This window comes from Mesorhizobium sp. M0910, assembly GCF_040319465.1.
Classification (GTDB): Bacteria; Pseudomonadota; Alphaproteobacteria; order Rhizobiales; family Rhizobiaceae; genus Mesorhizobium.
This window is the reverse complement of the sequence record NZ_JAMYNZ010000016.1, coordinates 49,740-75,976: the sequence shown is the minus strand read 5'-3', so window position 1 is coordinate 75,976 and position 26,237 is coordinate 49,740. Positions and strand designations below refer to the sequence as shown.

The 26,237-nt window shown below is 60.1% G+C and carries 24 protein-coding genes and 1 pseudogene; 10 read left to right on the top strand and 15 right to left on the bottom strand.

Annotated features, from left to right (window positions below):
* Window positions 1–85 precede the first annotated feature (85 nt).
* From NKH78_RS28720 to NKH78_RS28710, 3 genes are all read right to left on the bottom strand, one after another.
* Window positions 86–868 carry an ATP-binding cassette domain-containing protein gene (locus NKH78_RS28720; protein WP_352479483.1) on the bottom strand — a complete coding sequence of 261 codons (783 nt, stop codon included), beginning with the start codon at window positions 866–868 and terminating at the stop codon, window positions 86–88.
* Between the two features lie 2 nt (window positions 869–870).
* Complete coding sequence (locus NKH78_RS28715; protein ID WP_352479482.1) at window positions 871–1,932, bottom strand: ABC transporter permease; 1,062 nt, start codon at window positions 1,930–1,932, stop codon at window positions 871–873.
* Window positions 1,933–2,086: 154 nt separating this feature from the next.
* Window positions 2,087–3,064 (bottom strand): sugar ABC transporter substrate-binding protein, encoded by a 978-nt coding sequence (locus NKH78_RS28710; RefSeq protein WP_502894341.1) that lies wholly within the window; start codon window positions 3,062–3,064, stop codon window positions 2,087–2,089.
* Between the two features lie 266 nt (window positions 3,065–3,330).
* On the opposite strand from NKH78_RS28710, the gene NKH78_RS28705 reads away from it, so the two are divergent.
* From NKH78_RS28705 to NKH78_RS28680, 6 genes are all read left to right on the top strand, one after another.
* Window positions 3,331–4,560: an ROK family transcriptional regulator gene (locus NKH78_RS28705; RefSeq protein WP_352507573.1), complete on the top strand. Its 1,230-nt coding sequence runs from the start codon at window positions 3,331–3,333 to the stop codon at window positions 4,558–4,560.
* Window positions 4,561–4,562: 2 nt separating this feature from the next.
* A complete protein-coding gene (locus NKH78_RS28700; RefSeq protein ID WP_352705729.1) occupies window positions 4,563–5,009 on the top strand; it encodes an RbsD/FucU family protein in 447 nt (148 codons plus the stop codon).
* Window positions 5,006–5,929 (top strand): carbohydrate kinase family protein, encoded by a 924-nt coding sequence (locus NKH78_RS28695; RefSeq protein ID WP_352738803.1) that lies wholly within the window; start codon window positions 5,006–5,008, stop codon window positions 5,927–5,929. Before NKH78_RS28700 ends, NKH78_RS28695 begins: the two co-directional genes overlap by 4 nt.
* Window positions 5,930–6,181: 252 nt before the next feature.
* Window positions 6,182–7,324, top strand: a complete 1,143-nt coding sequence (locus tag NKH78_RS28690) for a DegT/DnrJ/EryC1/StrS family aminotransferase (protein WP_352738801.1) — start codon at window positions 6,182–6,184, stop codon at window positions 7,322–7,324.
* Between the two features lie 18 nt (window positions 7,325–7,342).
* Window positions 7,343–7,549 (top strand): hypothetical protein, encoded by a 207-nt coding sequence (locus NKH78_RS28685; RefSeq protein WP_352738799.1) that lies wholly within the window; start codon window positions 7,343–7,345, stop codon window positions 7,547–7,549.
* Window positions 7,550–7,704: 155 nt separating this feature from the next.
* A complete protein-coding gene (locus NKH78_RS28680; RefSeq protein WP_352738798.1) occupies window positions 7,705–8,724 on the top strand; it encodes an LLM class flavin-dependent oxidoreductase in 1,020 nt (339 codons plus the stop codon).
* 52 nt (window positions 8,725–8,776) lie between these two features.
* On the opposite strand, the gene NKH78_RS28675 is transcribed toward NKH78_RS28680, so the two are convergent.
* From NKH78_RS28675 to NKH78_RS28665, 3 genes are all read right to left on the bottom strand, one after another.
* Window positions 8,777–9,259 (bottom strand): RES family NAD+ phosphorylase, encoded by a 483-nt coding sequence (locus tag NKH78_RS28675; RefSeq protein WP_352507567.1) that lies wholly within the window; start codon window positions 9,257–9,259, stop codon window positions 8,777–8,779.
* Complete coding sequence (locus tag NKH78_RS28670) at window positions 9,256–9,690, bottom strand: Xre family toxin-antitoxin system antitoxin (RefSeq protein ID WP_254819913.1); 435 nt, start codon at window positions 9,688–9,690, stop codon at window positions 9,256–9,258. The genes NKH78_RS28675 and NKH78_RS28670 overlap by 4 nt, the downstream gene beginning before the upstream one ends.
* A gap of 68 nt (window positions 9,691–9,758) precedes the next feature.
* Window positions 9,759–10,385 carry a CDP-alcohol phosphatidyltransferase family protein gene (locus tag NKH78_RS28665; RefSeq protein WP_352507566.1) on the bottom strand — a complete coding sequence of 209 codons (627 nt, stop codon included), beginning with the start codon at window positions 10,383–10,385 and terminating at the stop codon, window positions 9,759–9,761.
* A gap of 234 nt (window positions 10,386–10,619) precedes the next feature.
* On the opposite strand from NKH78_RS28665, the gene NKH78_RS28660 reads away from it, so the two are divergent.
* Window positions 10,620–11,132, top strand: a complete 513-nt coding sequence (locus NKH78_RS28660; protein WP_352507565.1) for a phosphatidylglycerophosphatase A family protein — start codon at window positions 10,620–10,622, stop codon at window positions 11,130–11,132.
* 113 nt (window positions 11,133–11,245) lie between these two features.
* Here the strand turns inward: NKH78_RS28660 and NKH78_RS28655 are convergent.
* The 8 genes and pseudogenes from NKH78_RS28655 to NKH78_RS28620 all read right to left on the bottom strand — a co-directional run.
* Window positions 11,246–11,341 (bottom strand): annotated as a pseudogene (locus NKH78_RS28655) (aromatic-ring hydroxylase C-terminal domain-containing protein); the annotation flags it as partial.
* A gap of 203 nt (window positions 11,342–11,544) precedes the next feature.
* Entirely contained in the window at window positions 11,545–12,402 is an 858-nt protein-coding gene (locus NKH78_RS28650; RefSeq protein ID WP_352507564.1) for a protein-L-isoaspartate O-methyltransferase family protein, read from the bottom strand.
* A gap of 167 nt (window positions 12,403–12,569) precedes the next feature.
* Complete coding sequence (locus NKH78_RS28645; protein WP_352507563.1) at window positions 12,570–14,201, bottom strand: ABC transporter ATP-binding protein; 1,632 nt, start codon at window positions 14,199–14,201, stop codon at window positions 12,570–12,572.
* On the bottom strand, window positions 14,191–15,075 hold the full coding sequence (locus NKH78_RS28640; RefSeq protein WP_352507562.1) for an ABC transporter permease: 885 nt from the start codon (window positions 15,073–15,075) through the stop codon (window positions 14,191–14,193). The genes NKH78_RS28645 and NKH78_RS28640 overlap by 11 nt, the downstream gene beginning before the upstream one ends.
* Complete coding sequence (locus NKH78_RS28635; protein ID WP_352507561.1) at window positions 15,072–16,118, bottom strand: ABC transporter permease; 1,047 nt, start codon at window positions 16,116–16,118, stop codon at window positions 15,072–15,074. The genes NKH78_RS28640 and NKH78_RS28635 overlap by 4 nt, the downstream gene beginning before the upstream one ends.
* 100 nt (window positions 16,119–16,218) lie before the next feature.
* Window positions 16,219–17,826 carry an ABC transporter substrate-binding protein gene (locus tag NKH78_RS28630; protein WP_352479459.1) on the bottom strand — a complete coding sequence of 536 codons (1,608 nt, stop codon included), beginning with the start codon at window positions 17,824–17,826 and terminating at the stop codon, window positions 16,219–16,221.
* Window positions 17,827–17,938: 112 nt separating this feature from the next.
* Window positions 17,939–18,292: a Rieske (2Fe-2S) protein gene (locus tag NKH78_RS28625; RefSeq protein WP_292653661.1), complete on the bottom strand. Its 354-nt coding sequence runs from the start codon at window positions 18,290–18,292 to the stop codon at window positions 17,939–17,941.
* A gap of 11 nt (window positions 18,293–18,303) precedes the next feature.
* On the bottom strand, window positions 18,304–19,386 hold the full coding sequence (locus NKH78_RS28620) for an amidohydrolase family protein (protein WP_352507560.1): 1,083 nt from the start codon (window positions 19,384–19,386) through the stop codon (window positions 18,304–18,306).
* Window positions 19,387–19,519: 133 nt separating this feature from the next.
* On the opposite strand from NKH78_RS28620, the gene NKH78_RS28615 reads away from it, so the two are divergent.
* Together NKH78_RS28615 and NKH78_RS28610 are read left to right on the top strand one after the other, a co-directional pair.
* Window positions 19,520–20,377 carry a LysR family transcriptional regulator gene (locus NKH78_RS28615; RefSeq protein WP_352738793.1) on the top strand — a complete coding sequence of 286 codons (858 nt, stop codon included), beginning with the start codon at window positions 19,520–19,522 and terminating at the stop codon, window positions 20,375–20,377.
* A 91-nt stretch (window positions 20,378–20,468) separates the two neighbouring features.
* Window positions 20,469–21,545, top strand: a complete 1,077-nt coding sequence (locus NKH78_RS28610) for an FAD-binding oxidoreductase (RefSeq protein ID WP_352778703.1) — start codon at window positions 20,469–20,471, stop codon at window positions 21,543–21,545.
* Between the two features lie 705 nt (window positions 21,546–22,250).
* Here NKH78_RS28610 and ligD read toward each other — a convergent pair.
* Window positions 22,251–24,872, bottom strand: a complete 2,622-nt coding sequence (gene ligD / locus NKH78_RS28605) for a non-homologous end-joining DNA ligase (RefSeq protein WP_352738788.1) — start codon at window positions 24,870–24,872, stop codon at window positions 22,251–22,253.
* 393 nt (window positions 24,873–25,265) lie between these two features.
* Here ligD and NKH78_RS28600 point away from each other — a divergent pair, with 393 nt between their 5' ends.
* Window positions 25,266–25,922, top strand: coding sequence for a Crp/Fnr family transcriptional regulator (locus NKH78_RS28600; protein ID WP_352507556.1), 657 nt, complete (start codon window positions 25,266–25,268; stop codon window positions 25,920–25,922).
* Window positions 25,923–26,237 lie beyond the last annotated feature (315 nt).

Genomic DNA, 26,237 nt, shown 5'->3' with positions numbered 1-26,237 from the left:
GACCGAAAGCCGGGTTGCCCTGCGGCAATTTGGCATTTGGAAACAGCGCGTTCGGGTTCCTCGGCGATGGGCCTCAAGCTCTTGCTCAAGCTGCCAGCGCCGCTTCCGGCGGCACCTTGGCGCCGGTCATGAAGGCGACGGCGTCGGACATCGTATACTGCTTCGGATCGATGACACACAGGCGACGGCCAAGCCGGTGAATGTGGATGCGGTCGGCCACCTCGAAGACATGCGGCATGTTGTGTGAAATCAGCACGATCGGCAGGCCTCGCTTCTTCACGTCGAGGATCAGTTCGAGGACGCGGCGGCTCTCCTTGACGCCAAGTGCCGCCGTCGGCTCATCCATGATCACCACCCGGCTGCCAAAGGCGGCGGCGCGCGCCACCGCCACACCCTGACGCTGGCCGCCGGAAAGCGTTTCCACGGCCTGGCTGATGTTCTGGATGGTCATCAGGCCAAGCTCCGTGAGCTTGTCGCGGGCGCGCTTTTCCATCGCCGGGCGATCGAGCATGCGCAGCCATTCGCCGAGGAACCCCGGCTTGCGGATCTCCCGGCCGAGGAACATGTTGTCGGCGATGGACAGCGCCGGCGACAGAGCCAGGTTCTGGTAGACGGTCTCGATGCCGGCCTCGCGGGCCTCCATCGGGGACTTGAAGGCAACGGGCTTGCCTTCAAGCCGGATCTCACCTTCATCGGGCACGACCGCGCCGGAAATCGCCTTGATGAGCGACGATTTGCCGGCACCATTGTCGCCGATGACGGCAAGGATTTCGCCCGGATAGAGATCGAAATCGGCATTGTCGAGTGCGGTGACGCGACCGTAGCGCTTGACCAGGCTGCGCGCGGTGAGGATGGGTTCCTGCGTCATGGCTATGCCGAAACCTTTCTGATCCATTGATCGATCGCCACGGCGCCGATGATCAGCACGCCGGTGAGCAGCACCTTCCACTGCGGATCGGCGCCCAGCATGTTGAGGCCCATCGAGACGACGCCGACAATCATGGCGCCGAACAGCGTGCCGAGGATCGAGCCGCGCCCGCCGAACAGCGAAATACCGCCGATCACCGTCGCGGTGATGGCCTGAAGATTGTAGTCGGTCACGGCGGCGGAAGGCGAGATCGAGCCATTGCGGCCGATGGAGACCCAGGCTGCGAAGGCGGCGATCAGCCCGGCAAGAGCATATACCGTCACCAGCACCTTCTTCGTCTGGATGCCCGACAGTTTCGCGGCCTCCTGATCATCGCCAACCGCATAGACATGGCGGCCCCACGCGGTGTGGTTGAGCACGTACCAGAGGACCAACACGAGAACGACCATGGCAATGACACCAAGCGTCAGCACGGCCGTGCCGACCTTGAAGCTCAAGGCAAACAGGTGCAGCAGAGGCGCCTGAACGTCGACGTCGGTGTCGCGGATCGTCTCATTGGCCGAGTAGATGAAGTTGGTGGCCATGACGATGTTCCAGGTGCCTAGCGTCACGATGAATGGCGGCAGCTTCATGTAGGCCACCAACACCCCGTTGAGCAGGCCGCATGCGCCACCAGCGACAAGCCCGATTGCCACCGCGAGCACGGCCGGCATACCGTAGCTGACCGCGCAATTGCCCATGATCACAGCCGAAATCACCATGATCACGCCAATCGACAGGTCGATGCCGGCGGTCAGGATTACCAGAGTCTGCGCGGCGCCCAGAATGCCGACAATGGCGATCTGCTGAAGGATCAGCGTCAGCGTATAGGATGAAAAAAAACGCCCGCCGATGGTGATGCCAAAGATAATTATCGCCAGAACCAGTACGATCAGCGGCACCGCTGCCGGCGTGGAATGCAGGAAATGCTGGGCGCGCTTGACGGCCGATTTATGCTCGTCGAACGCGGCGACGCTTGTGTCGCTGCTCGATAGAACTTTTTCGAATTCTTGTGCTTGAGACATGTTTCCTCCCCTGGGCTTCAGCCAAGAGCCAACGCCGTCCACGCCTTCCGGTCTGCCGCCGGGACTATTTGCGTTTAGACCGGCACATCGTCCACCCTGAGCGGCCGGGGATCAAGCCCCGACCGATCGCGATCTGTTGCCGGTCAGGCCAGCCTCAGCCCCAGCACTTGGCGAGGCCTTCCTTGGTGTCGATGGACTTCACACCGTTGGCGGGCTTGTCGGTGACAAGGTTGACGCCGGTGTCGAAGAAGTTCTTGCCTTCGGTCGGCTTCGGCTTCGTCCCGTCCTTGGCGAAAGTGGCGATCGCCTCGATGCCGAGCGCCGCCATTTGCAGCGGATATTGCTGCGAGGTAGCGCCGATCACGCCTTCGGTGACCGACTTCACACCGGGGCAACCACCGTCGACCGAGACGATCAGCACCTGGCTTTCGAGACCGACGGCCTTGAGCGCCTGGTAGGCGCCAACAGCTGCCGGCTCGTTGATGGTGTGGATGACGTTGATGGTGTTGTCCTTCTGCAGAAGGTTCTCCATCGCCTTGCGGCCGCCCTCTTCATTGCCGTTCGTCACGTCATGGCCAACGATGCGCGGGTCGTCCTCGTCGCCAATCTTGTTGGGGTCCTTCACGTCGATGCCGAAGCCCATCATGAAGCCCTGGTCGCGCAGCACGTCGACCGTCGGCTGCGACGGCGTCAGGTCAAGGAAGCCAATCTTGGCATCCTTGGCCTTATCGCCAAGCGTCGCAGCGGCCCATGCGCCAATCAGCTTGCCGGCTTCCAGATTGTCCGTCGCGAAGGTTGCGTCAGCCGCATCGATCGGATCAAGCGGGGTGTCGAGCGCGATCACCAACAGCCCGGCGTCCCGCGCTTTCTTCACCGTCGGCACGATGCCCTTGGTATCGGACGCGGTAATGAGGATACCCTTGGCGCCGTCGGCGATGCAGCTCTCGATTGCAGCCACCTGGCTCTCGCTGTCGCCGTCGATCTTGCCGGCGTAAGTCTTGAGATCGACGCCAAGCTCCTTGGCCTTGGCCGTCGCACCTTCCTTCATCTTGACGAAAAAGGGATTGGTGTCGGTCTTGGTGATCAAGCAGGCGCCGACCCCGGCGGCCGACGCCGTCGACGCAAAGGCCATCAGGCTCAGTCCGGCCGCGGCGAACACGGTGGATTTCAACAGTTTTGACGTGGTCACGATTTTCCTCCCATGGAACCATTTAGGATGCCGGCCAACCGACATCTGCAGCGCGTCCGACGAAATCTCCCAGCATCGGCGCCGATCCCAAGAGACACCAGTCCGCCAGCACTGTCAATAATTAAATCACTCTTATTTATTATTGACAACGCGGGATTGTTCACCCACTCTAGACCAAAAGCATTGAGGGGAAACGACGGAGGAACAGGGTGGAGACCGGCGTTACGAGGCACGGTTCGCCCAATGCGGCCGAAAGCCGTCTGCACCGCGGCACCAATCAAAGCGGCATGCGGGACCACAATGAGCGGCTGGTGCTGTCGCTGGTGCGCCAGCATGGCAGCCTAGCCAAATCCGACATTGCACGCATGACCGGCCTTTCGGCGCAGACGGTCTCAGTGATCATGCGCGAGTTGGAGGAGGACGACCTGCTCGTCCGCCAGGCGCCGTTGCGCGGCAAGATCGGCCAGCCCTCGATACCCATGGCGCTCAATCCCGACGGTGCCTATTTCATCGGCCTGAAGATCGGCCGCCGCAGCGCCGAATTGGTGCTGATCGATTTCCTCGGAAACGTACGCTCGATGCTGCAGCATTCCTACCGCTACCCTGCCCCGCGCGAGACGGTGGAATTCGTCACAGGCGGCATGAACAAGATGCGCGGCGAGCTCACCCCGGCGCAGGACAAGCGCATTGCGGGGCTTGGCATCGCCATGCCGTTCGAATTGTGGAACTGGGCCGATACCGCGGGCGCGCCGCGCGAAATCATGGACGAATGGCGCCATCGCGACATCCGCGCCGACATCCAGGCGCAATGCGAATTTCCAGTCTATCTGCAGAACGACGCCACCTCGGCCTGCGGTGCCGAGCTCGTGTTCGGCCACGCGGCGGGTGCGGCACGCGATTTCGTCTATTTCTACATCGGCGCCTTTGCCGGGGGCGGCATCGTGCTGAACGGCCGGTTGTTTGGCGGCCCAACCGGCAATGCCGGCGCGCTGGGCTCGATGCCGGTGCCCGGGCCGGACGGCAAGCCGACGCAGTTGATCGACGTGGCGTCGATCGCCATGCTGGAAAAGGCGCTCAACGCGCGCGGCATCGAGGCCTCGCATCTGTGGACATCACCGGGAGACTGGGGCGAGATCGGCGCCGAGCTCGACGACTGGATCGCCAGCGCCTCGCAGGCGCTCGCCTATGCCATCGTTTCGGCGTCCTCCGTCATTGATTTCGAAGCCGCGGTGATCGACGGGTGGATGCCGCTTGCCGTGCGCAGGCGGCTTGTCGATGCCGTCATCCAGGCCATCGGCCGGATCGACGGCGAGGGCCTGAGGCTGCCGGCCATTCGTGAGGGAACCGTCGGCATCCATGCGCGGGCGCTGGGTGGCGCCAGCCTGCCGCTGTCGGAGCGCTTCCTCATCGGCTCGACCACGATTTCCCGGAGCTTCTGAGCATGCTGATCGGCATCCCGGCGCTGCTCGGCCCGGAGTTTCTGGCGATATTGCGCGCCATGGGCCATGGCGACGAGATCGCCTTGGTCGACGGCAACTACCCGGCCGAGCAGCAGGCACAGCGGCTGATCCGCGCCGATGGCCATCATCTCGTCCCGGTGCTCGATGCGGTATTGAGCGTATTGCCGGTCGACGACGCCGTGCCGCAGGCGCTGTTTCGCGCCTCGGCCAAAGGCGATCCCCTGCTCGCCGATCCGGTTCACCATGAGATGGAAGCGATCTGCGCCAGGCGTGCGCCGGGCCGCAAGGTGGTTGCGCTTGCCGGCGCCGACTTCTATGCACGGGTGAAGGCCGCGCACGCAATTGTCGCGACGAGCGAGCCGCGGCTTTATGCCAACATCATCATTCGCAAGGGCGTGATCTATCCGCCGGAAAGCAAGACTTCATGATCCTCTGCTGTGGCGAAGCCCTGATCGATATGCTGCCGCGGACCACGACGGAGGGCGAGTCGGCCTTTGCACCCTATGTCGGCGGTGCCGTCTTCAACTCGGCAATTGCGCTTGGCCGGCTCGGCGCGCCCGCTGCCTTCTTCTCCGGCCTGTCGTCGGATCTGTTCGGGGGCCAGCTCAGGGAGGCACTGGGAGCCAGCAAGGTCAGTTCCACCTATGCACACACCTCGCCGCGCCCGACTACGCTCGCCTTCGTGCGGCTCAACAACGGCCAGGCGACCTACACGTTCTATGACGAGAACACCGCCGGGCGCATGCTGACCATCGAGGACCTGCCGGAACTCGGCAGCGAGATCGAGGCCATGCTGTTCGGCGCCATCAGCCTGATCTCGGAGCCGGCCGGGTCGGCCTATGAAGAGTTCATGCGACGCGAGCATGAGCGCCGAGTGATGATGCTCGACCCCAACATCCGGCCAAACTTCATTCCCGACAAGGCCAAGCACCTCAGGCGCATCCGCGGCATGATGGCGATGGCCGACATCGTCAAATTGTCGGACGAGGATCTGAACTGGTTCGGCGAAGCCGGCTCGCATGAGGACGTCGTGCGCAACTGGCTGGACCGCGGTCCGAAGCTGATCGTCGTCACCCACGGCAGCGAGGGCGCGGTCGGTTACAGCAGCCGGCACCGGGTCACAGTCGTGCCGGACAAGGTCGAGGTGGTCGATACGGTCGGCGCCGGCGACACATTCAATGCCGGCATCCTTGCCTCCTTGCACGAACAGGGCCTGTTGTCGAAGACGGCAATCGCCAGCCTGCCGGAAGAAGCCATCCATAAGGCGCTGACGCTCGGCGCGAAAGCCGCGGCTGTGACGGTCTCGCGGGCCGGCGCCAACCCGCCATGGCGGCATGAAATCGCCTGACCGGCTGGCAACACGCTCAAGGACTGTCTGCCGCGATCACTTTATGTTTCGTCGACCCGGCGGGACGGGCTGTGAAGGTCCATATCGAGCCGGCCGAAGCCCGGATTTCCCCGCGTTTAAGAGGGCAGGTCGGAAGTCAGCGGTAACAGGCTGCGACATTTGAGCAATTCAGGGTTTTGCCCTGCGGCTTTCTCGGCCGTGCCAAGTCTGCTACCAGCGGCCGGTTATCTGACTAAACCGTTTGAGGCCGACATGCAGTTCATCGATCTTGGCGCGCAGCGCGAACGCATCCGCGACAGGCTGAAAGCGGCAATCGACCGGGTCGTCGACGAAGGCCGCTATATCCTCGGGCCGCAGGTCACCGAATTCGAAAACAAGCTCGCCGCCTATATCGGCACCAAGCACGTGGTCGCTTGCGCCAACGGCACCGATGCGCTGCTGTTGCCGCTGTTTGCCGCCGGCATCGGCCCGGGCGACGCGGTGTTCGTGCCGAGCTTCACTTTTGCCGCCACGGCCGAAGTGGTGGCGCTGACCAAGGCCGAACCGGTGTTCGTCGATGTCGATGCCGACAGCTACAATATCGACACCGCCAGCCTCGAGGCGGCAATCGCCATGATCAAGGCGGAAGGCCGGCTGAGGCCGAAGGCAATCATTCCCGTCGACCTGTTTGGCCTCGCCGCCGATTACGAGGCGATCATGGCCATCGCCGATCGCGAAGGCCTGATGGTCATCGAGGATGCGGCGCAGGCGACCGGCGGCTCGGCCGACGGCAAAATGTGCGGCTCGTTCGGCACCGTTGGCTCGACCAGCTTCTATCCGGCAAAGCCGCTCGGCTGCTATGGCGACGGCGGTGCGATGTTCACCAATGACGATGCGCTGGCCGAACAGCTGCGCTCGTTCGCCTTTCACGGCAAAGGCGAAACGCAATACGACAATGTCCGCGTCGGCATCAATTCACGGCTCGACACGCTTCAGGCGGCGATCCTGATAGAGAAGCTGGCCATCCTCGAGGAGGAGATGGTGGCGCGGCAAGCGGTCGCCAATCGCTATGCCGAAGGTCTCGGCGATATCGTCAAGGCGGCACGCAATCTGGGCGGCCGCCGCTCGGCCTGGGCGCAATACGCCATCGAAACGCCGAAACGCGACGGGCTCAAGGCACATCTCGGTGAAAAGGGCATTCCGTCGGTCATCTACTATGTGAAACCGCTGCACAGCCAGATTGCCTATCGCGATTATCCGCGCACCCCGACCGGCCTTGCCGTTTCGGAAGAGCTGCCGAAGCGCATCCTGTGCCTGCCGATGCATCCCTATCTGAGCGAGGCTGACCAGGACCGGATCATCGAAACGATCCGTAACTATATTGGCTCGAATTCGGCGCATGTAGCGGCGGCATAAATTCGAAAGCTTCGAAGCGTGGTTGCGGATTACATCGACGAGTTCATCATGTTCTGCACCGGGTTGTGGATGGCTGGCGTCGGCTTCGGATTTTTCCCGGACCCCTCTCAAGCTCGCCCCGGCCAGAAGCAGGCATGGTGGACCAACTTTGGAACCCATTTTAAATGGATGGGGCCGCTGTTGATCCTCATCGCGATAGTGCTCGCGTTCGCGGCACCTTCCTAGATGCGCTCGCGCCGGCAACAGGCTCGCCATTGACGGCATCGCTGATCAACAACGGACCGTTCACCTCAAACTGGGCCGTCGGTACCGATTTCGGGATGCTTTGCTCTGCGTCGAAGCATAGTCTGCACCTGTCTTCCCACTAGGCTGGCTATTTCATGAAGAAGATTGGTTTCCTCTCGTTCGGGCACTGGACGCCCTCGCCGCAATCACAGACGCGGACGGCAGCCGATGCGCTTTTGCAGTCCGTCGAGCTGGCCGTCGCGGCCGAGGAGCTGGGTGCGGACGGCGCGTATTTCCGCGTGCATCACTTCGCGCGCCAGCTCGCCTCGCCCTTCCCGCTGCTGGCAGCGGTTGGGGCGAAGACCAGCCAAATCGAGATCGGCACGGCGGTGATCGACATGCGTTACGAGAACCCGCTCTATATGGCGGAGGACGCCGGTGCCGCCGACCTAATCGCCGGAGGGCGTCTGCAACTGGGCATCAGCCGCGGCTCGCCGGAGCAGGTAATCGAGGGATGGCGCTACTTCGGCTACGCCCCGCAAGAGGGCGAGAGCGATGCCGACATGGCCCGCAGACACACCGGAGTGCTGCTCGAAGTGTTGCTGGGCAAAGGCTTTGCGCAGCCCAACCCGCGGCCGATGTTTCCCAACCCGCCTGGCCTGCTTCGCGTCGAGCCGCACTCGGAGGGCCTGCGCGAGCGCATCTGGTGGGGCGCCGCCACAAACGCCACCGCCGAATGGGCGGCGAAACTGGGGATGAACCTGCAGAGCTCCACGCTCAAATTCGACGAGGGCGGAAAGCCGTTTCACATCCAGCAGGCCGAACAGATCCGGGCTTTTCGTGAGGCCTGGAAGGCGGCCGGACACACGCGCGAGCCGCGGGTGTCGGTCAGCCGGAGCATTTTTGCGCTTGTCGACGATCGCGACCGGGCCTATTTCGGCGGCAACCAAAGCGGAGATCATTTCGGTTACATCGAGGCAGACAGGCTTGCCGTCTTCGGCCGCTCCTATGCCGCCGAACCGGACGTCCTGATCGAGCAGCTAAAGGGCGACGAAGCCATCGCCGAGGCCGATACGCTGCTGCTTACCGTCCCCAATCAGCTCGGCGTCGACTACAATGCCCACGTCATCGAGGCGATCCTGACCCATGTCGCTCCGGGCTTGGGCTGGCGCTGACGAGTTTGAGCAATCGACCGCAGGAGGCAGGAACCTCCCCTCCCGGCCCCGCTCAGGAACCGAACAGCCGCCTGTCCCAATACACGGGCTGATGCAGGCTGGCTGTGATCAAGGCAAACTCCGGATGGGCCGGATTGATCAACACGTTGTTGTCGAGGCGAGCCACGACGCTTGGTACGATTACGATCGCGCTGCGGCGCTCGATACACCAAGTCTCACCGAATTCCTTGCTCACCTTTGCCGGCATTACGTCCCAACCCGGCAGCGACGGCTGAGAAAAGGTCTCGTAGCTCAGCCCGCGCGGAACCATGATCTGGACGTAGTGCTGGTTGGGCGGCAGTCTGCCGCTGCCGTGCACTAGCTTTTCCAGCAAGGCAGTCGAATAATGCTCGCTGGCGTAGATCACCGGGCTGCCGGGCGTGTTCCAGCGGCCGGGCGCAATCGTCGAGCCCGTCGCGTCAAAGATCGGATAAGTGCCGGCAGGATCGCCGATCCTGAAGCACAGCAGCGTCCGATCGAGTATCTGCGCCGTCAAGCGGCGGTGCCGTACTTCAGGCCTGCAAGGATATCGATCACCAGCTCGGCGCCGATCTCGTTTTGGATGACCATTTCGATCGGGCGCCGGTCTTCCAGCATGGGATGAGGCCGAAATAGAAAGTCACGAGCCTCATCTTCGACCTTCCAGACGTCGAGGGCCAAGTCCCATACACGAGCAACTCGTGCCACCCGCATGCCCTCTTCCGAAGACAGTCGAAGAGCACCCCTCTTGCGACGTTCATAGGTTGCCTTTGGAACGAGGCGATATTTGAACTGGGCATCGGCCGGTGCCAGCAATTGTGAGACGCGTTCGAGCGCGCCGATGGGCAATCCGTCTTCAATTCGAGCCATCAGCCCGAATGGCGACCGTGCAGCCGTTTCCTTGGGCGGCAAGCCCAGCACGTCGGCGACATTTCCGAACGCCAGCATCATCACTGCCTCCTCATGTGAAGCATGATATACCTTCATGTGAGACTACGCGCAAGTGGGCTGCAGTCTCACGGCTGCTTTCCGTCGGCTCGTTTCAGCATCGTGAATGCGCGACTGATCCGTTGCAGCGCTGTGGCGTTGGCCAGCACTGCGTAAAGCGCGAACCCACCCGCCAGAATCCAGGGCGATGCCGCGCCCAGGGCGGCCGCGACTCCGTCGGCGGCGAGCAGCACGCAAATGAAAACCAGACGTTCCATCCGCTCGAAGAAATCCGGCCAACCATGGTTTTCCACAGGGATTTCCAGCGCCGTCCGCGCCTTGGCGTAACTTGTGAGTATCCCGCCGGCGAACGCGACCATTGCGATCGCCCACAGATCGGCGACCCAGCCGATAGCCGCAAAGACGGCCAATTCCTGATAGCGGTCGACGACAGCGTCGAAATAGCCACCGGCCTTGGTGATCATATTTGTTCGGCGGGCGACAGCACCGTCCAGCGCATCGAAGGTGAAGGCAAACGCCAGGCAAAGGCCAAAGGCAAGGCTTGAATGGTGATAGACGTAGGCCGCCGACGACAAAGCGACTAGCACGAGCCCACTGGCCGTAACCTGGTTCGGCGTCATGCCGATCCCGATCAGCGGAGAAGCGGCCTGCTCCCATAGCGGGTCGATGCGACTTTTCATGAGACCGGCGATCATGGCGGCTCCTCTGATGATGTCGTTTCACCGAGCTTTACCAGCAATTTGCGGGTTTGTTCCACCGTCGCTACCGTTCCAATTGGTCAAAGCGGGCCGAGACCGGGCTCAGCAACATTCCCAACTCGCCGCAACAGCGATTTCTTTCGGCGAATGCGGCCGGCGGATTAAGGCGCTCGCCAAGCCGACGGCGCAAATCGACCGGCGGTCTGGCGGCCGCGCCCGAACGATGTGACTATGACTGCTTGCCATCCGTCGGAAGCCGGCCGAAACTCGATGCATAGATTTTCACCCAAGTTTGCTTACCTGCTCGCGACCTCTCTTGGCGCGGGATTATCTCCAATATGGCCGGGCACGGCCGGCGCAATGGTTGGAGTGGCTGTTGCCGCAGCTCTGATACCGGCATCGCCTTGGCTGACTGTGCTTGCCTATGCGGCCCTGTTCGCCGTCGGCGTATGGGCGTCGTCGCATGTCATCTCCCGAACCGGGACGGAGGACCCGCAGATCGTCGTCATCGATGAGACCTTCGGCGCCGCCGCGACACTTTCCATGCTTCCGATCGACCCACTCTGGTGGGCAGCAGGCTTCCTTGCTTTCCGGTTTTTCGACGTCGTCAAGCCTTGGCCCATCCGTATCATGCACGACAAGGTAAGGGGTGGGGCCGGCATTATGCTGGACGATGCCGCCGCGGCTGTCGTCGCTGGGGCGTTGCTGCTCCTGCTGAACGGTTTGATTGACCATTTGCGGTAATGGCGACATTCGGTCTGCCAAGGCCACGGTGGCCCATCGGCGCGGCGGAACGCAGGAGGTATCCGCGCGCTCACCGACGGTGTTCGTGTGCCTGCGTGCGGAAACCAAACCCGTCAAGTGTTTCGATCAGCACCTGTACGGTCAGGCACGCCGTGCGATGACCGCCACGCGACAAAGCCGTCCGGCCTGACCAAGACAGCACCGCCGCTTTCAACCCCGCGTGGGTCTGGTCAGTCGTCGGACAAGAGAAAGCCTGTGCTGCAGCCGGCCAGGACCGCGCCTGCAATCCGCACGCGCGGATCGGGGAAACTCAGGACGCAATGATGTTTCGGACCGCTCCCGATGGTATAGATCGTTCGTGGAATGCCGTGCCGCACGCTACTACGGTGACACGCAAGTTCGACATCGATCTCTAGGCTTTCGAAATCCAGTATGTGTCGGTCACCAACCAAGCGTTCTCGCTGCCATTTTTTGGTCGCCCTCGGTGATATTGCGCGAGACGGGTAACCTTGCCTCGCGCAGCCTTGAGGGCGGCCATCAAGGCCTTTTCTTCGTCACTGCGCCTGGCTCCGCTGCAGGGGTAAAACCCGCATGGCACAAGTGATCGTACGGGAAAGGTATCGCCAGCCCTTTCCAGAAGCATCATGAAGCCTCGTTGGTCTTCGCCCGTGAACGGCAGCGCCATCCGGCCAGCGTCGGACAAATTTGAAAGCCACCGTTCCGGCACGTGCGTCACTCCGGCAAAGGCGACAACGACATCGAGGTCCGGCAGATCAACTGCCTGCGTTGCATCACCGGATACCACTTCGACATGGGCATAATGAGCAAGATTGCTTTGCGCGCGCCGGGCGAGTTCTTCGTCGATCTCATAGGCAATCACGCGTCCTTCAGAACCCGTCAGTTCAGCGAGGATGGCGGTGAAATAGCCGACACCGGCGCCTACCTGAAGGACGGTCTGGCCGGGAGCGATGTTCACATGGTCGAAAACCAAGGCCCAAAGCGACGGCAAACCGCTGTTTAATCCGCGCTTTTCGTCAAGTGAGACCAGAACGTCGTGGTAAATCTCATGAAGTGCGGCTGAAGGGCTGGTATGGACCGCCCCGATCTGCAATCTCGAATGGATACGCCATGGTCCGTTGCCAAGGTAGTGTTCGCGCGGAACCTTTGCGAAGGCCTCGATGACCGCAGGGTTGTGCAAGACCGGTGACGAGACACGCAGGTCTTCGGCAAACCACCGGCGCGCTTCACTAGCATCGCTTCTTGTTGGCATGGACTATTGGCTCCCGAATTGCGCGTGTTCAATCATCATTTCAGAAGCCGAACGGCGGCAAAGGCTCGCTATCCTCGTATGGACGGTGCGATCGACCGCTGCTTCGCCCAGCGCCCACCGCGAAGCCTATAAGTCCTGGCGATATGGAAGAACACTTTGCCCGACGATCACATCCTCCGGCTGGCGAGCAGCCTTGTGAGCCAGTCCGGATCCATTTCCGGCACGGAGGACAAAAGCCGTTCGGTATAGGGTGCATGCGGCGGCGTGAGAATTTCGCTCTTTAATCCCTGCTCAACGACTTTACCCTGGTGCATGACCACAATTTCGTCGGCGATGGCTCGCACGGTGGCAATGTCATGGGTGATGAAAATGTAGCTCATGCCGAGGTCGCGCTGAAGCCGCATTAACAGCTTCAGAATTTCCTCTTGCACAATCTGGTCGAGCGCGGACGTGATTTCGTCGCAGATAATGAGTTCCGGGTCGGCGGCCAAGGCCCGAGCGATGCAAACGCGCTGCTTCTGACCCCCCGATAGTTCGGCCGGCAGACGGTCAAGGTAAGTTTCGCTCATCTCGACCATGTGCATGAGTTCGTCGATCCGCCGGTCCCTCTGCGCACCCTGGAGGCCAAGGTAGAACTCAAGCGGCCGAGCTATGACTTCTTCGACCGTCTGGCGCGGATTTAGTGCGTTGTCGGGCATTTGATAAATCATCTGTATGCGGCGCAGGATCTCTTTTGGGCGCGTCTTCAGGGTCTTGGAAAGGGTCTGGCCGGCAAAGGAAATCGACCCCGAAAGCGGTGGCAGCAGGCCGGTAACGACGCGGGCGAGCGTCGATTTCCCGGAACCGGATTCGCCGACCACGGCCACTGTTCTTCCACGTGGAACTTTGATGGAGACATCCTGAAGCACCTTGACCGCTCGGCCGTAGGCCGCCGTGACGTTGTCTATCGTAAGCAGATAGTCATCGGCCGGAACTTCGGGCTTTGCGAGCTTGCGCACGGCCCAGAGCGTTCTGGTATACTCCTGGCTGGGCGAGGCGAGCATCTGGCGCGTTTCTGCCTCCTCCACGGTAAGTCCATGGCGCAAAACCATGATGCGGTCCGCCATTTGCGCCACCACCGCCAGGTCATGCGTCACATAGATTGCAGCGGTGTTGAATTCCTCCACGATATTGCGAATGGAGGCGAGAACTTCGACCTGTGTCGTCACATCGAGCGCTGTCGTTGGTTCGTCGAAGACGATGAGGTCCGGATGGCAAGCCATTGCCATCGCGGTCATTGCCCGTTGCAACTGTCCGCCGGAAACCTGATGAGGATAGCGAAAGCCGATGGTCTCCGGATCTGGAAGCTGAAGACGGCGATAGAGATCGACCGCACTCCGGTTCGCTTTTTCTCGGCTGGCAATCCCATGAGCCACCACAGTTTCGACAGTCTGATCGAGGAGTCGGTGGGCTGGATTGAAAGAGGCCGCGGCGCTTTGCGCGACATAGGCGATGCGCGAGCCTCGGAGGCGGCGACGTCCTGTTTCGCTGATTGCCAGAAGATCGATACCGTCGAACAGGATCGAGCCCTTTGTGATCCGGCAGCCCGGCTTGGCGTAGCCCATCGCGGCGAGGCCGATGGTGGATTTTCCGGCACCTGACTCGCCGATCAGGCCAAGAACCTCCCCCCGCTTCAGCGCCAAATCGACCCCGCGGACAATGGGGTGCCACCGCTCATCCGAGAAACCCTCCACATGCAAATTGCGGATCTGAAGCAGATCCTTGCCTTTTTCGCGCAATCCGGGGGCGCTATTTTTCATCCCGCAACCCACTTGTTGCGTGGAGGAACCAGTCGACGACGAAATTCACGGAGACAGTGAGGAGGGCAATCGCGCCGGCCGGCAGCAGCGGCGTGACATCGCCGTAGGTGATCAGGGTCGCATTCTCGCGCACCATCGATCCCCAATCGGCGGTCGGTGGCTGAATACCGACGCCCAGGAAGGACAGTGCCGCGATCGTGAGGAACACGAAGCAAAATCGCAAGCCGAATTCCGCGACCAGCGGGGGCATCACGTTGGGAAGGATTTCCTTGGCGATGATCCATTTCGGGCCTTCGCCGCGCAATCGCGCCACTTCGACGTATTCCATTACTGCCACGTTAAGCCCGACAGCGCGTGCGAGCCGAAAGACACGGGTAGAATCGAGCAGCGCAATGATGATTATCAGGCTGGTGATCGACGAGCCGAAGATCGAAAGCAGCACCAGGGCGAAGATCAGGCTTGGGATCGACATCAACACGTCCACCGCACGCGACAGTATCTGGTCGAGCCATCCTCTGTACAATGCGGCTAGAAGGCCTAGCGAGACGCCGACTGCGAAGGACAACAGTGTCGTCGCGACGGCGATACCGATGGTGTTGCGCGCACCATAAATCAAGCGTGTGAGCATATCGCGGCCGAGCTGGTCGGTTCCCAATTTGAACTGCTGGCTCCACGGCGCGAAGGCTTCGCTGAAGACCTGCGTTTCGCCATATGGGGCGATCCAGTGCGCGAAGATCGCAACGATGACATAGCCGATGATCACGAGGATGCCGAACCAGGCACTGAAGGGTGCCTTCTTCAGCGCCGTTTTGGCCCGGGTGACGCGCGAGCGCCTCAGCCTGTGAACCTGAGCGATGGGTTCGTAGCTGGTCATCGTGGATGCAGGAGCCTGGGATTGGTGGCGATGGAAATGATGTCGGCTGTTAGATTGAGGAGGATATAGGTCGCCGCGAAAATCAGGGCGCAGGCCTGGACGACCGGAACATCCCTGGATTTGACCGCATCAACCATCAGCTGACCAATGCCGGGATAGACGAACACCACTTCGACCACGACCACTCCGACGACGAGATAAGCCAGATTGAACGCCACCACAGTGACGATCGGAGCCCATGCGTTGGGCAACGCATGCCTGAGTACGATTGTCATGGGCGACATTCCCTTGAGACGCGCCATGTCGATATAGGGGCTTGCCAGCATGTTGATGATCGCCGCTCGTGTCATGCGCATCATATGGGCGACGATGACGAGCGTAAGCGTGATTGCCGGCAAGGCTACTCTCCAAACATGCTCCCAGAACGGCGTCTGGTCGTTCACATTCGACAATGTCGGGAACTTGGGAACTGCATTGAGTATCCAGTTCAATGAGACCGCAAGCCAGTGTGGCAGTGATTGTGCGAACTCGGATCCGATGAACGTGTCGCGCGAGATGACGAGATAGGCAAGCATATAGGCGACGAAAAACTCCGGGAACGAAATCGTTGTCAGCGTCACTGCGTTCACCAGCCGGTCGAACCAGCCATTGCGGTAGAGCGCAGCGAGGATGCCCAGTCCCAGGGCTAGCGGAACTGCAATCAGCGCGGTCATCGATGCAAGGAACATCGTATTGTAGAGGCGTGGCGCGATGATCTCGGCGACGGTACGCCGGTACCCGGTGCGACTGGCGAATGAAGAGCCGAAATCACCGTGGAGCATTTGCCCGACCCAGACGAAGTAGCGCTCGACAGGCGGACGGTCGATGCCGATTTCTCGCTGGAAGGCGGCGACCGTTTCGGGTGTCGCGGATTGCCCGAGCATCGCCTTGGCGAAATCGCCCGGCAGCATTGCAATCGCAGAGAAGATAATGATGGACACGATGAACAGCGTGACCAGGCCGAGGCCAAGGCGTTGCAGGACCGTTCTTGCGACGGGGTTCATTTGCACGCGTTTCCCGTTGCCGTCGCTGCCCTGCCACACCAGGCAGGGCCCGCGGCTGCAAGCCGGAGCCCAGTAGCCATCGCGGGTCCGGCCCGCACTCTCACGCAGTGGCGATCCACCAGCGTTCGGCCATCTTCAATCCATCATTCTCCCAGTTCGGCGCCACTTCGCCATGTGCGAGCTTGTTGGATTTGGCGCTGACGAAATTGTTGAAGACCAGCACGATGCTGCCGCCATCATCATGGGTCAGTTGCTGCATCTCGGCATACATTGCCGCCCGCTTGGCCTCGTCCGTTTCGGCGCGCGCCTGGACAAGCAATTCGTTGAAGCGGGGATTCTTCCAGAACGACTCGTTCCAGCTGGAGTCTGCGGCAAAGGCTTGCGTGAACATCCAGTCGGCTGTCGCGCGACCGCTCCAATACGAAGCGCACCAAGGTTTCTTGAGCCAGACATTGTCCCAGTAGGCGTCCTCGGCCTCACGCACGACGTTTACGTCGATGCCGCACTGGGCTGCCGTCTCGCGGATGAGCGCAGCCGCATCCACCGCGCCTGCAAAAGCGGCATCGGCGACCGAGAGGTCCACCTTCAGTTTTTCCATTCCTGCCTTTTTCAGGTAATGCTTGGCTTTTTCCGGATCGAAACTGTGCTGCGGCTGCGGATTGGTGGCGAATTTGATCGCCGGCGCGATCGGGTTGTCGTTGGCCACGGTGGCGTGACCGAGAAAGATTTTGTCGACGATCTCCTGACGGTTGATCGCCCATTTCAAAGCCATTCGGACGTCCGGATTGTCGAACGGCGCCATCGTGACATTCATCGGTAAGGTATAGTGGCCATAGCCGGTGACCTCGACGATCTCCACCTTGGGGTTGCGTTTCAGCATGCCGAGTGTCTTGAGGTCGGCACGGCCAATATAGTCCACCTCCCCTGTCGATAGCGCGGCCATGCGGGCGGCGAGATCGGTGATGGCGATGAACTCCACCTCATCGAGGTAGGGTTTGCCGTTCTTGAAATAGTTCGGATTGCGCTTGAGTTTGGCCGAAACGCCGGGCTGGAAATTCTCGAGCACGAAAGCTCCGGTGCGAACGCCCGATCCCCAATCCGCCTTGCCGTCCTTGGACGGCATGATGACCAGATGGTAGTCACTCATGATGTAGGGGAAATCGGCGTTGCCGCTCTTCAACGTGAAGACAACCGTCTCCGGGCCATCCGCCTTGATGCTCGCCACAGGCTCAAGCAGTGGCTTCGCCGCCGACTTGGTTTCGTCGCCCATATGATAGCGCAGCGAAGCCACGACGTCGTCCGCCGTGACATTCTTGCCATTGTGGAAGGTTGCGCCCTTGCGTAGCTTGAAGACCCAGGTTTTGGCCCCGTCCGACGATTCAAAGCTCTCGGCAAGGTCCGGTTGGACGTTGCCTTTCGCGTCGACCTCGGTGAGGCTGTTGGACATCGAGCCCGAGAACGCGGTCTGTGTGAACGTATCCAGGTAGCCGGCTGGATCGATCGAATCTGTCGTTGCGCCATGTGCCATGCCCAGCTTGGCGAAGCCGCCCTGAAGCGGTTCGGCCCGCGCCGTGCTGACGAAGAGCTTGTCCGCAGCGGTGAGCGTCAGCCCAGCGGCCAGCCCAAGATGAATGAAGTCGCGACGGGAAATCTTGCCGCGACCAATCAGGCTTTGAGCGATACCAAGCTTATATTCAGATTCTGACATTTGACTCTCCCATTGCGGATTTTCCGCGTTATTGTTCGTCACGCACCTGTGTAGAAATCTGCTTGTTAGCTGCGATCACCCTTTCTTCTGACTGCTCAAATCCGCACCTCAATCAGGCCGTCACATAGATGCTTCCCGCCTCGACAGTGACTGGAAACGTGCGCGCGCGAACGGACGGATCGACTAGGGCCGCGCCTGATTTGATGTCGAATTCCCAGCCATGCCAGGCGCAGCGCACGATCTCGTTTTCGCGGTGATAGATGAATTGCGCCTCTTCGACCGGTGCAGTTGTTCCGCATTGCGGCCCCTCGCAAAGCGGAGCTCCACGGTGCGGACAAACATTCAGCAGCGCGTGGAATGAATCTCCGATGCGAAAAACGCCGACCGAAAGGCTGCGGATCTTGGCGATGAAGGGAGATCCGGTTTCGATCTCGTCGACTCTGCAGATGTATGTCTTCTCAGGCATCGTGTGCTTCCTCAGGCGGCATTCGCCGCTTGCGCGCGGGGGATGCGCTTGTAGACCTCCAGCGCGTTCAGCCCCATGATCTTGTTCTTCCAGGCAGGAGGGATTTGTAGCGTGTTGGCATCGTCGTAGTCCCAATGCGGATAATCAGAGGCAAACATCAGCGTGTTTTCACCGTCCATCGCCTCGAGAGTGGACCAGAGATGCTGAATATTTGCGGGCTGCTCCAGCGGCTGTGTGGAAAAGCGGATGTTGCGCCGGCAATATTCGGAAGGCAGCATCTTCAGCCATGGCGTCTCTTTGCGTAGGGCTTTGTAATCTGCGTCCAGGCGCCACAATACCGACGGCACCCAGGCCACGCCGCATTCGATGATGACGAAGTAGAGGTCCGGCCATTTTTCGAAGACGCCATGCGCAATCATGCTTGCGACGTGCGAAATTGCCGACATGTGCAGGATAGCATGGGTCTCCCAGAAGAATGTCGTCGGCGCAGGAGCAATCGCAGTCGAATTCACGCCGCCATGGCCGCCCAGATGTATGGCAAAGGGCAGCCCCACCTCGGCGCATGCTTCATAGATCGGATGGTAAAACGGATCGCCATAGGGCTTGACGGAGCCTTGCGAGGCAAGAACCTGAACCATGCGCGGATGATTGCCCAGGCGGCGTATCTCGGCGGCCGCGAGCTTCGGATCCTGTGGCGCGATGACGATCGAGCCCATGAAGCGGTCGTCCTTCGGCAGCCATTGGTCGATCTGGTAGTCATTATAGGCGCTGACGAGGGCGCTGGCATAATAGGGATTGGCGAGAGTGGAAGCCTCGATCGGCTCATCGCCAGTCAGGATCGCCACATCGACCTTGTACTTGTCGAGGTGCTTCTCCTTCATGATGAGATAGTTGTCGGCTTCCGTCTTCGGACGGACGTCCTTGCGGGAGAAGTCCTGCGGATGAAACCAGGGACGATGGCCATGCGGGAAGGCGCCAACGGGACCTGTCTTCTCGCCTTCAACGAACATGTCCTTCCATAGGCCGGAAAGGTAAGGCTCCAACACGGTCGCGCTTGACCAGTAATTGTGACAATCGCAGTCGACTATGAACACGTTGCTCAGCTCCGTAGCTTCAGCCTGGTCGATCTGCCGGCCGATTTCACCGAGTGCAGCTTCGGCCTTGAGTATTGTTTGATCAAGCTTATGATCCTGCGCAATATGATCGACTTTTTCGATCGGAGGTCGCGTGCAGCTAGATCACATCGAAACCTTTCTCGACATCATCGAGTCGCGAAACTTCAACCGCACCGCTGATCGGTTGGGATTGACCCAGTCGACGATCAGCACCCGCATCAAGAATCTGGAGAGTGCGATCGGGTCGGAGCTCTTTCAGCGCGGGCGCGCCGGTGCTGAGCCGACAGCCGCAGGGCGGCGGTTCGAGGTCTACGCCAGGTCCTTGCTGTCGACCTGGTCGCAAGCTCGACACGACGTACGAGCGTTCAACCGTTTCGAGGGCACCTTGCGCATCGCCGCACAGGTGGGCATGACCCGCTCGGTCCTGCCCGGATGGGTCGAGACATTGTGCCAGGCGCTTCCAAAATCCTCGATCCATGTCGAGTCGGATTATTCGAACCAGATGGTCAGCGACCTAAGCATGGGAAATCTGGATATCGCCGTCCTTTATGCGCCTCGCTACCTGCCTGAGATCGCCTACGAACATTTGATGGTGGAGGAATATGTGATGGTTTCGACGGCTGCCAGAACGCTGTCCGACGTCGACCCTGAAACCTACATTCGCCCGGGCTACACCGCCGTGCTGGAAAAGACGCACGCAGAACTCCTGGCCCAACTGGCGATCTGCCGGCTTTCGACGGGATCGGAAACTCTTGCTGAGATCATGCTGCGGCGAACGGGCGGCACCTGCTACATGCGCAGCGATGATGCGCGCAGGTTCACAGCTGAACTTCCATCGTTCCTCGTCGAGGGAGCGCCGACGCTGCACCAGCCAGTCCATACGGCGATACTTGCGCGCCGCAAACACGAACCCATTATTCGCAAAGGCATCCGAGCTCTCCAGGTGGCTGTCATGTCACTGGAAGTTTAATCGAAATTGCCGATCATAAAGGTAGGATTGCGCGGCTGTTCAGCGGGTTTTGAAATGGCATCTTGGCTCGACTTCAAACCCGAGTTGAACGATGAACGCACACGCCGCCTTTGGGCCTTCCGGCTTCGTCCCGACGAAGCGTCATCGGCAGTGGGCCCAGAGCACGCCGCAACTTGTGCTCTGCCGGCGCGTGATCGACGAAACGCACGATGTGAAAACATTCGTTCTCACACCCGCTTCAGATCGAATGTTCTGCTTCAGCGCCGGCCAGTATGTTCTGGTGCACCTGAGGATCAACGGTGCCGCCGTGACGCGCTCCTACTCTGTTTCGTCACCACCGACGCGACCGCTCGACCTTCAGATTACCGTGAAACGGACGCCGGGCGGGCTGGTTTCGAATTGGCTCCATGACAATTTGCTGCCGGGCGATGGGATCGAGATCGAAGGGCCGCTCGGCTCGTTCAATCTCGATGATCTGCCGCATGGAAAGTCCCTCTTCCTTTCAGGTGGCAGCGGGATAACTCCCGTCATGTCGATGCTGCGCGCATTTACCGACCGCGCAGCCGACCAGGATATCCGCTTCATTCATAGTGCGAGAACGCCGGACGACATCATCTTTCGGCTCGAACTGGACGCACTTGCCGCTCGCTTTCCCAATGTTCAAGTGACTTGCATTTGCGGTCAGGAAGACCCGGCATGGACGGGTCCAACGGGGCGAATTAATAGTGAGATACTTCTGACCTTGGTTCCCGATCTCCACAGCCGCACGGTTTTTGCCTGTGGGCCGGAATCCTACATGAAGGCGGCGCGCGACTGCGTCGGCGCAATCGGCCTCGCCCCTTCACAGTATCATGAGGAGAGCTTCGGAGGCGGGAACGTTTCGCGTTCGGTATCGGATTCAAAAGTTTCGTCTTCAGTCCGCTTCGCCCGCTCCGGCATTGCGCATCACTGCGCGCCCGGAGAGACCCTGCTGGAAGCGGCGCGCCAATGTGGCGTCTACGTCCCCACCGCCTGCCAGCAGGGAGTTTGCGGTACGTGCCGGATCGCCAAGCTGTCGGGCGAAGTCGTCATGGATGACCTAGGTGGGCTGACCTTGGAGGACAAATCGGCAGGCTACATCCTGGCGTGCTGCAGCCGCCCACAAGGCGACGTTTTGCTTGATCTCTAACTGTACCGCATCGCGGGACGAAATCGGATCACGCCTTTGCGTTCCACGACCAAGCCATCCTAATGCGACCGCAAGTGGTTAGCGTTTCGGAACCTGTTTTCCGCCTACCACTTTCACTAGCGAGATCGTCTCGTGCACAATCGCTAGGGAATGAGTGCCCAACGGGCTGTCTTTGCAACCAAGACAAAGGGCAAGTGGTGGTCAGCCCAGCCGGCTTCGCAGCTACTCGGATGCGGTGGCGAACTCGGTGACTTACAGCATCAAACGATGTCTGCCCGACTCGTAAAGTTGTCCGAGCCGAAAGGTGACGTCCCGCCAAACTAATAGGAAGCCGATCTGACAACAGAAGGCAAGAGCTCCTGGATCATCCTTTGCCGGCGCGGTCCGCCTGCGGCCACCCGATGCTTCGCAATTGAATAGTCGCTTCCCTCAACTCGCAGGGGACTCCCGGCGTCGGATTGAGGCAGGCCTAAGTGTTGGTAGCGGCCTTAGTATAGAGGCAATGACTACGCTCTCAACTTGGAGCGCCCAAACAGAGCCACGGAAAAGCCGTTCATTAGAACCCGGATCTCATGAGATCCGGAGCGTCCACTCTCCGCCACCGCAATTGAAATCCGCTGTTTGTGAATATCCAAACCAACAAATCAGGTACCTCCATGAGGCACGTCTCCTATGCAAGAGCCCTGTGCCGGCCAGCCGGCTTAACTACTTGCCTTTTTTAAGGGTTCGGCGCCTCGATGTTCCGGCATAGGCGGGGCGCTCGGCTCCCAGGTCTTTTGCTGACTTGTCGTCGCGCAAACCTTTGAACGCAGCCTGCCTAACATTGCCACCGCGTGTCCAGCCCGCCATTTCGATTTCTGCAACAAGTTCCGGTCTGGTCCAAAATATGGCCGGATCTTCTTTTGGGGCTCCATTGCCGGCGAAGGGCGACGTCTTAGCCTCGGCAGCCTTTAGACGTGGGAGAAGCTGCTTGACCTTCGCCTTACTGTAGCCCGTCCCTACCCGGCCAATGTAGGCGAAATGGTCACCGCGATTGACGCCAACCAACAACGACCGAAACTTGCCGTTGGTGGATGACCACCCCCCGATAATCACTTCATGGCCAGACCGACATTTTGATTTCGCCCAGCCATCGCTTCTGCCCGACACGTACACCGCATCGATCTTCTTCGAGATGATGCCCGCAACTCGCAGGGCCGCATGACCGCTATTTGCGAAGTGTTCCACATAACGGACGAGCTGACTGCCCTCCCCATGATGAACATTGCTTAGCATCTGTTTCAGGCGCTCCTTCCGGGCGCAGAGCGGCATTTGCCGCAACTCGCCAGCGTCATCGAACAATATGTCAAAGGCAAAGAAGACAAGGTCATTGGTTCTCCTCAGCGACAAAGCGGCCTGTAGGGCGGAAAAATCCGGCGCTCCGTTTTCGCCATGCGCCACGATCTCGCCATCGATGATGACATCGGGAAGGCTTGACGCCTCTTTTGCAATTGCCGCAAACTTGTAGGTCCAATCCAGGCCTTTGCGCGTCTTCAGCGTGACGGCGCCGGCTTGAACACGCAGCTGGATTCGATAGCCGTCGAGCTTAATCTCGTGGACCCACTCGCGCCCACCAGGGGGTCGGGACAGGGTCTCGCACATTTGAGGGGCGATGAACTCCGGCATTCTTGCCTCGGCAGTGCGCGAGGCAGCTTTCCGGTGGGGCTGGGACGGCTTTGCTTTTTTGGTAGCACGCTTGTCCCTGGGGGCGCCCGGGTTACTGTCCCACACGACGCCGCCATTGCCTGCTGCGAAGCCGCTCATCGCAAAAGGTTTTGTGCCTGCACGCTTTCCGGCGCCCATCGTCGCCACAGTTCGGCCGGAGGCCTCCGCCAAGACCGCTTCGCCATCACCGTCGCGAGCTTGTTGATCGCTATGCTTGATCAGTAGCCAGTTTGATCGTTTTACTGCCATGGTGCGCCGAGCATGCGTCCTCGTGGCGGCAACGACGGCAAATGCGGTGAAGAAGAGAATGCCTGGATCGGCGCCGCCACCTGACACTGAGCCGGCAACTATGCTGGCGAGGGAAGCGTTTCTGACGCTCGTCACGACTGCATCGGTCTCCGGGTCCACCCATTTGCGTACCCGGCCCATTCCGCGGACGACGACACCGAGCATGATGGTCATCAGGAGCGATCCGAAGACGCCAAGCTGGGACAGAACTGCGATCGGCCAGCTCGATGCCCTCGAACTGCCGAAACCGACGCCAAGGCCACTGGTGTCCAGGAAGGATTGCAGGCTCTTGATGTTCCAGTAGGTGCGCTCCTCGCCGGAGGCAGAATCCGCCTTGTTGATAATGGTGGCGTTTATTAGCTTGACGAACGGTTCTAGGACCTCGGCATTGTAGAGGCTGATGCCTATTATGGCCACCACGCCTGTGGCCATTAGCGCGGTTATCAGTATCTCCTCGCGCTGAACCTTCCCCCTGAGGACCGAAAGCAACGTCGAGAAGGCGACCGGAATGCACAGGAGAATCAGACCAGCGTAGGCGGTCGATGATGTCGACAGAATGGTCAGGAAGAGCAGGACGCCTGCCAGCCACTGGGCAAGGCGTGATTTAGTCTTTCTCCAGTACGTGTAGCAGAATGCCAAGCAGGCGAGGGAAACGCCAGCGAAGGAAGAGGCCTCCGAAAAAGGTCCCGTGATCCGAACGAATCCTGCCTCGACCGCCTCCGTTATAAGGGCGTAGTTCGCGGTTCTGATCGGGGAGAGCAAATCTCCCGCCCCAGCGTTCTTGCCAATGAAATCGACCAGCCCCATGCCTGTGTGCAGACCGCACCACAGAAAGAAGCCGCGGCGGACCTGATCGATCCTGTTGGAGTGCAGCAGCAGCGCACAAAGCGCGATGGCGGTGAGCCCGCCAAGAATGAAGTAGCCCGTCTGGGAAACGTTGCCCGAAACCGGCGCGAGAGAAGCTTCGACGACGGCGCCGCGGGTTTTCGACTGTACGAAGACGGCGGTCTGTCCTGCGAAGAATCTTGGAAACAGCCATGCTCCGATGATTGCGTACGCTATGAGGCTCGTGAGAACCCAAACAGGGCGGATGCTTCCGAATACGCTGCCAAGGTCGAACCAGATGCGACGCCTTGCAGTAACCGCCATGACGAGCAGGGCCGCAAACATGGTGTAGATCAGTGGAGATGATCCACCTAAAAAGGTCAGGGTCATGAGGGCCGTCGCGCCGAACGCCTGGGAAGCTATCAGGCCTATGATCAGCATTCCCCTGGAATAGTAGGCAACGACCAAAATAGCCGCGCACACCAGCAAGCCCGGTAAAGAGACCTGCATTGTTGATCGGCCCTCCCGCTTGGTTTGGCCCTGGTGTGCGCACGCAGGACGCTGTCCGACGGCTCATCTTTCGGCAGGTGGGTATTCCGGGCAAGAGAGCCAAAGGGCGTAGCCTAAGATCCCGCAACTGCAGGACGCGGCAGGCACTCCTCCTTACGGTGGATACTCGGAGGCTTAACCGCCCTTGCAGCACCCCTAGCTAGACGCAGTTTACCTCATTCAAACAGACGAGGACAGTGGGCCAGCCTGCCCCTAGGGTAAGAGGTCGTTCTGTCGAAATTATCCGGGAGATAATGGAGATTACATTGAAGGTGATGGGAAATAGAAGCAACCTCGTGATACTCCATGCAAACATTATTGCAGTTCATAAGCTCTCATCCCATAGGGGGGACATTGTCAAAGAACGAGTGGGGGAACGACGATTTTCTCGGTGTTACCGCAAAAATCTACAAACCCCATTCGGTGATATGCCGCCAGGATGACGACAACAGCGAGATATTCATCGTAAAATCGGGTTGGGCCATCCTTTACCAGGGATTACTGGACGGAGAACGGCAGATCATCGACACTCCTCTTAGGGGGGACATTGTCGGTTTCCGTGGTGCGGACGGACCCCGTCTAGCGTCACTGGCGGCCATAACCGAACTAGCCGTTTATGAAATTTCCAGTAAGGAACTGGTAGAGGCGATCTTGTCGGACGGCCGCCTCGGCAAGAAGATCGCCTACTCCCTGGCCCGCCTGAACGCCATCCTTGCCGAACATCTTATGAATACCGGGCGGCGGAACGCGATGAGGCGCACGGCCCATTTCCTGCTCGAGTTGGAGGAGAGGCTCTCCATGGTTGGGCTGTCGGCCCATGGAAGATATGATTGTCCCCTTACCCAAAATGAACTGGCCGACATTCTTGGAATGACCACCGTTCACGTCAACCGAACATTAAGGGAACTTCGCAAGGCCGATCTCGTCTCTTTCAAGTCAGGCCATGTAGAGGTGATCAACCGCAAGAAGCTGGTTGAAACAGCCGGATTCGATAAAGAGTATCTCAGGTAACGGGTATCTCTGTTCGAGCGGCAGCGCATCGGCCATCAGTAAATTTTCCGCTGGGAGACACGACGTTTGCGGACAACTGGTCGTGCGCCGCATACCTGGCAGGGCCGCGTATGTCTCGACGGCGGCAGCCGCGACGGCAACACGGTCTGTCGCGAGGACCGGCGCACTGCCGAAATATCTGCAAGTGCCCACATAGTACGGGTAGACCAAGCGTTCTCGAGCTAAAGCGTTGGGCCGCTTGGCCATCGCCAGCAGGCAGTCGAACGTCGATCGCTAGTGCCTGCGGCGGTCCATGCCTGCGTCTTCAGCCAGATT

Excerpts from the sequence above, each read along its gene's own strand:
- NKH78_RS28720 (WP_352479483.1), bottom strand. The coding sequence starts at position 868 with ATGACGCAGGAACCCATCCTCACCGCGCGCAGCCTGGTCAAGCGCTAC.
- NKH78_RS28715 (WP_352479482.1), bottom strand. The coding sequence starts at position 1,932 with ATGTCTCAAGCACAAGAATTCGAAAAAGTTCTATCGAGCAGCGACACA.
- NKH78_RS28710 (WP_502894341.1), bottom strand. The coding sequence starts at position 3,064 with ATGGCCTTTGCGTCGACGGCGTCGGCCGCCGGGGTCGGCGCCTGCTTG.
- NKH78_RS28700 (WP_352705729.1), top strand. The coding sequence starts at position 4,563 with ATGCTGATCGGCATCCCGGCGCTGCTCGGCCCGGAGTTTCTGGCGATA.
- NKH78_RS28695 (WP_352738803.1), top strand. The coding sequence starts at position 5,006 with ATGATCCTCTGCTGTGGCGAAGCCCTGATCGATATGCTGCCGCGGACC.
- NKH78_RS28690 (WP_352738801.1), top strand. The coding sequence starts at position 6,182 with ATGCAGTTCATCGATCTTGGCGCGCAGCGCGAACGCATCCGCGACAGG.
- NKH78_RS28680 (WP_352738798.1), top strand. The coding sequence starts at position 7,705 with ATGAAGAAGATTGGTTTCCTCTCGTTCGGGCACTGGACGCCCTCGCCG.
- NKH78_RS28670 (WP_254819913.1), bottom strand. The coding sequence starts at position 9,690 with ATGCTGGCGTTCGGAAATGTCGCCGACGTGCTGGGCTTGCCGCCCAAG.
- NKH78_RS28665 (WP_352507566.1), bottom strand. The coding sequence starts at position 10,385 with ATGATCGCCGGTCTCATGAAAAGTCGCATCGACCCGCTATGGGAGCAG.
- NKH78_RS28660 (WP_352507565.1), top strand. The coding sequence starts at position 10,620 with ATGACTGCTTGCCATCCGTCGGAAGCCGGCCGAAACTCGATGCATAGA.
- NKH78_RS28650 (WP_352507564.1), bottom strand. The coding sequence starts at position 12,402 with ATGCCAACAAGAAGCGATGCTAGTGAAGCGCGCCGGTGGTTTGCCGAA.
- NKH78_RS28645 (WP_352507563.1), bottom strand. The coding sequence starts at position 14,201 with ATGAAAAATAGCGCCCCCGGATTGCGCGAAAAAGGCAAGGATCTGCTT.
- NKH78_RS28640 (WP_352507562.1), bottom strand. The coding sequence starts at position 15,075 with ATGACCAGCTACGAACCCATCGCTCAGGTTCACAGGCTGAGGCGCTCG.
- NKH78_RS28635 (WP_352507561.1), bottom strand. The coding sequence starts at position 16,118 with ATGAACCCCGTCGCAAGAACGGTCCTGCAACGCCTTGGCCTCGGCCTG.
- NKH78_RS28630 (WP_352479459.1), bottom strand. The coding sequence starts at position 17,826 with ATGTCAGAATCTGAATATAAGCTTGGTATCGCTCAAAGCCTGATTGGT.
- NKH78_RS28625 (WP_292653661.1), bottom strand. The coding sequence starts at position 18,292 with ATGCCTGAGAAGACATACATCTGCAGAGTCGACGAGATCGAAACCGGA.
- NKH78_RS28610 (WP_352778703.1), top strand. The coding sequence starts at position 20,469 with ATGAACGCACACGCCGCCTTTGGGCCTTCCGGCTTCGTCCCGACGAAG.
- ligD (WP_352738788.1), bottom strand. The coding sequence starts at position 24,872 with ATGCAGGTCTCTTTACCGGGCTTGCTGGTGTGCGCGGCTATTTTGGTC.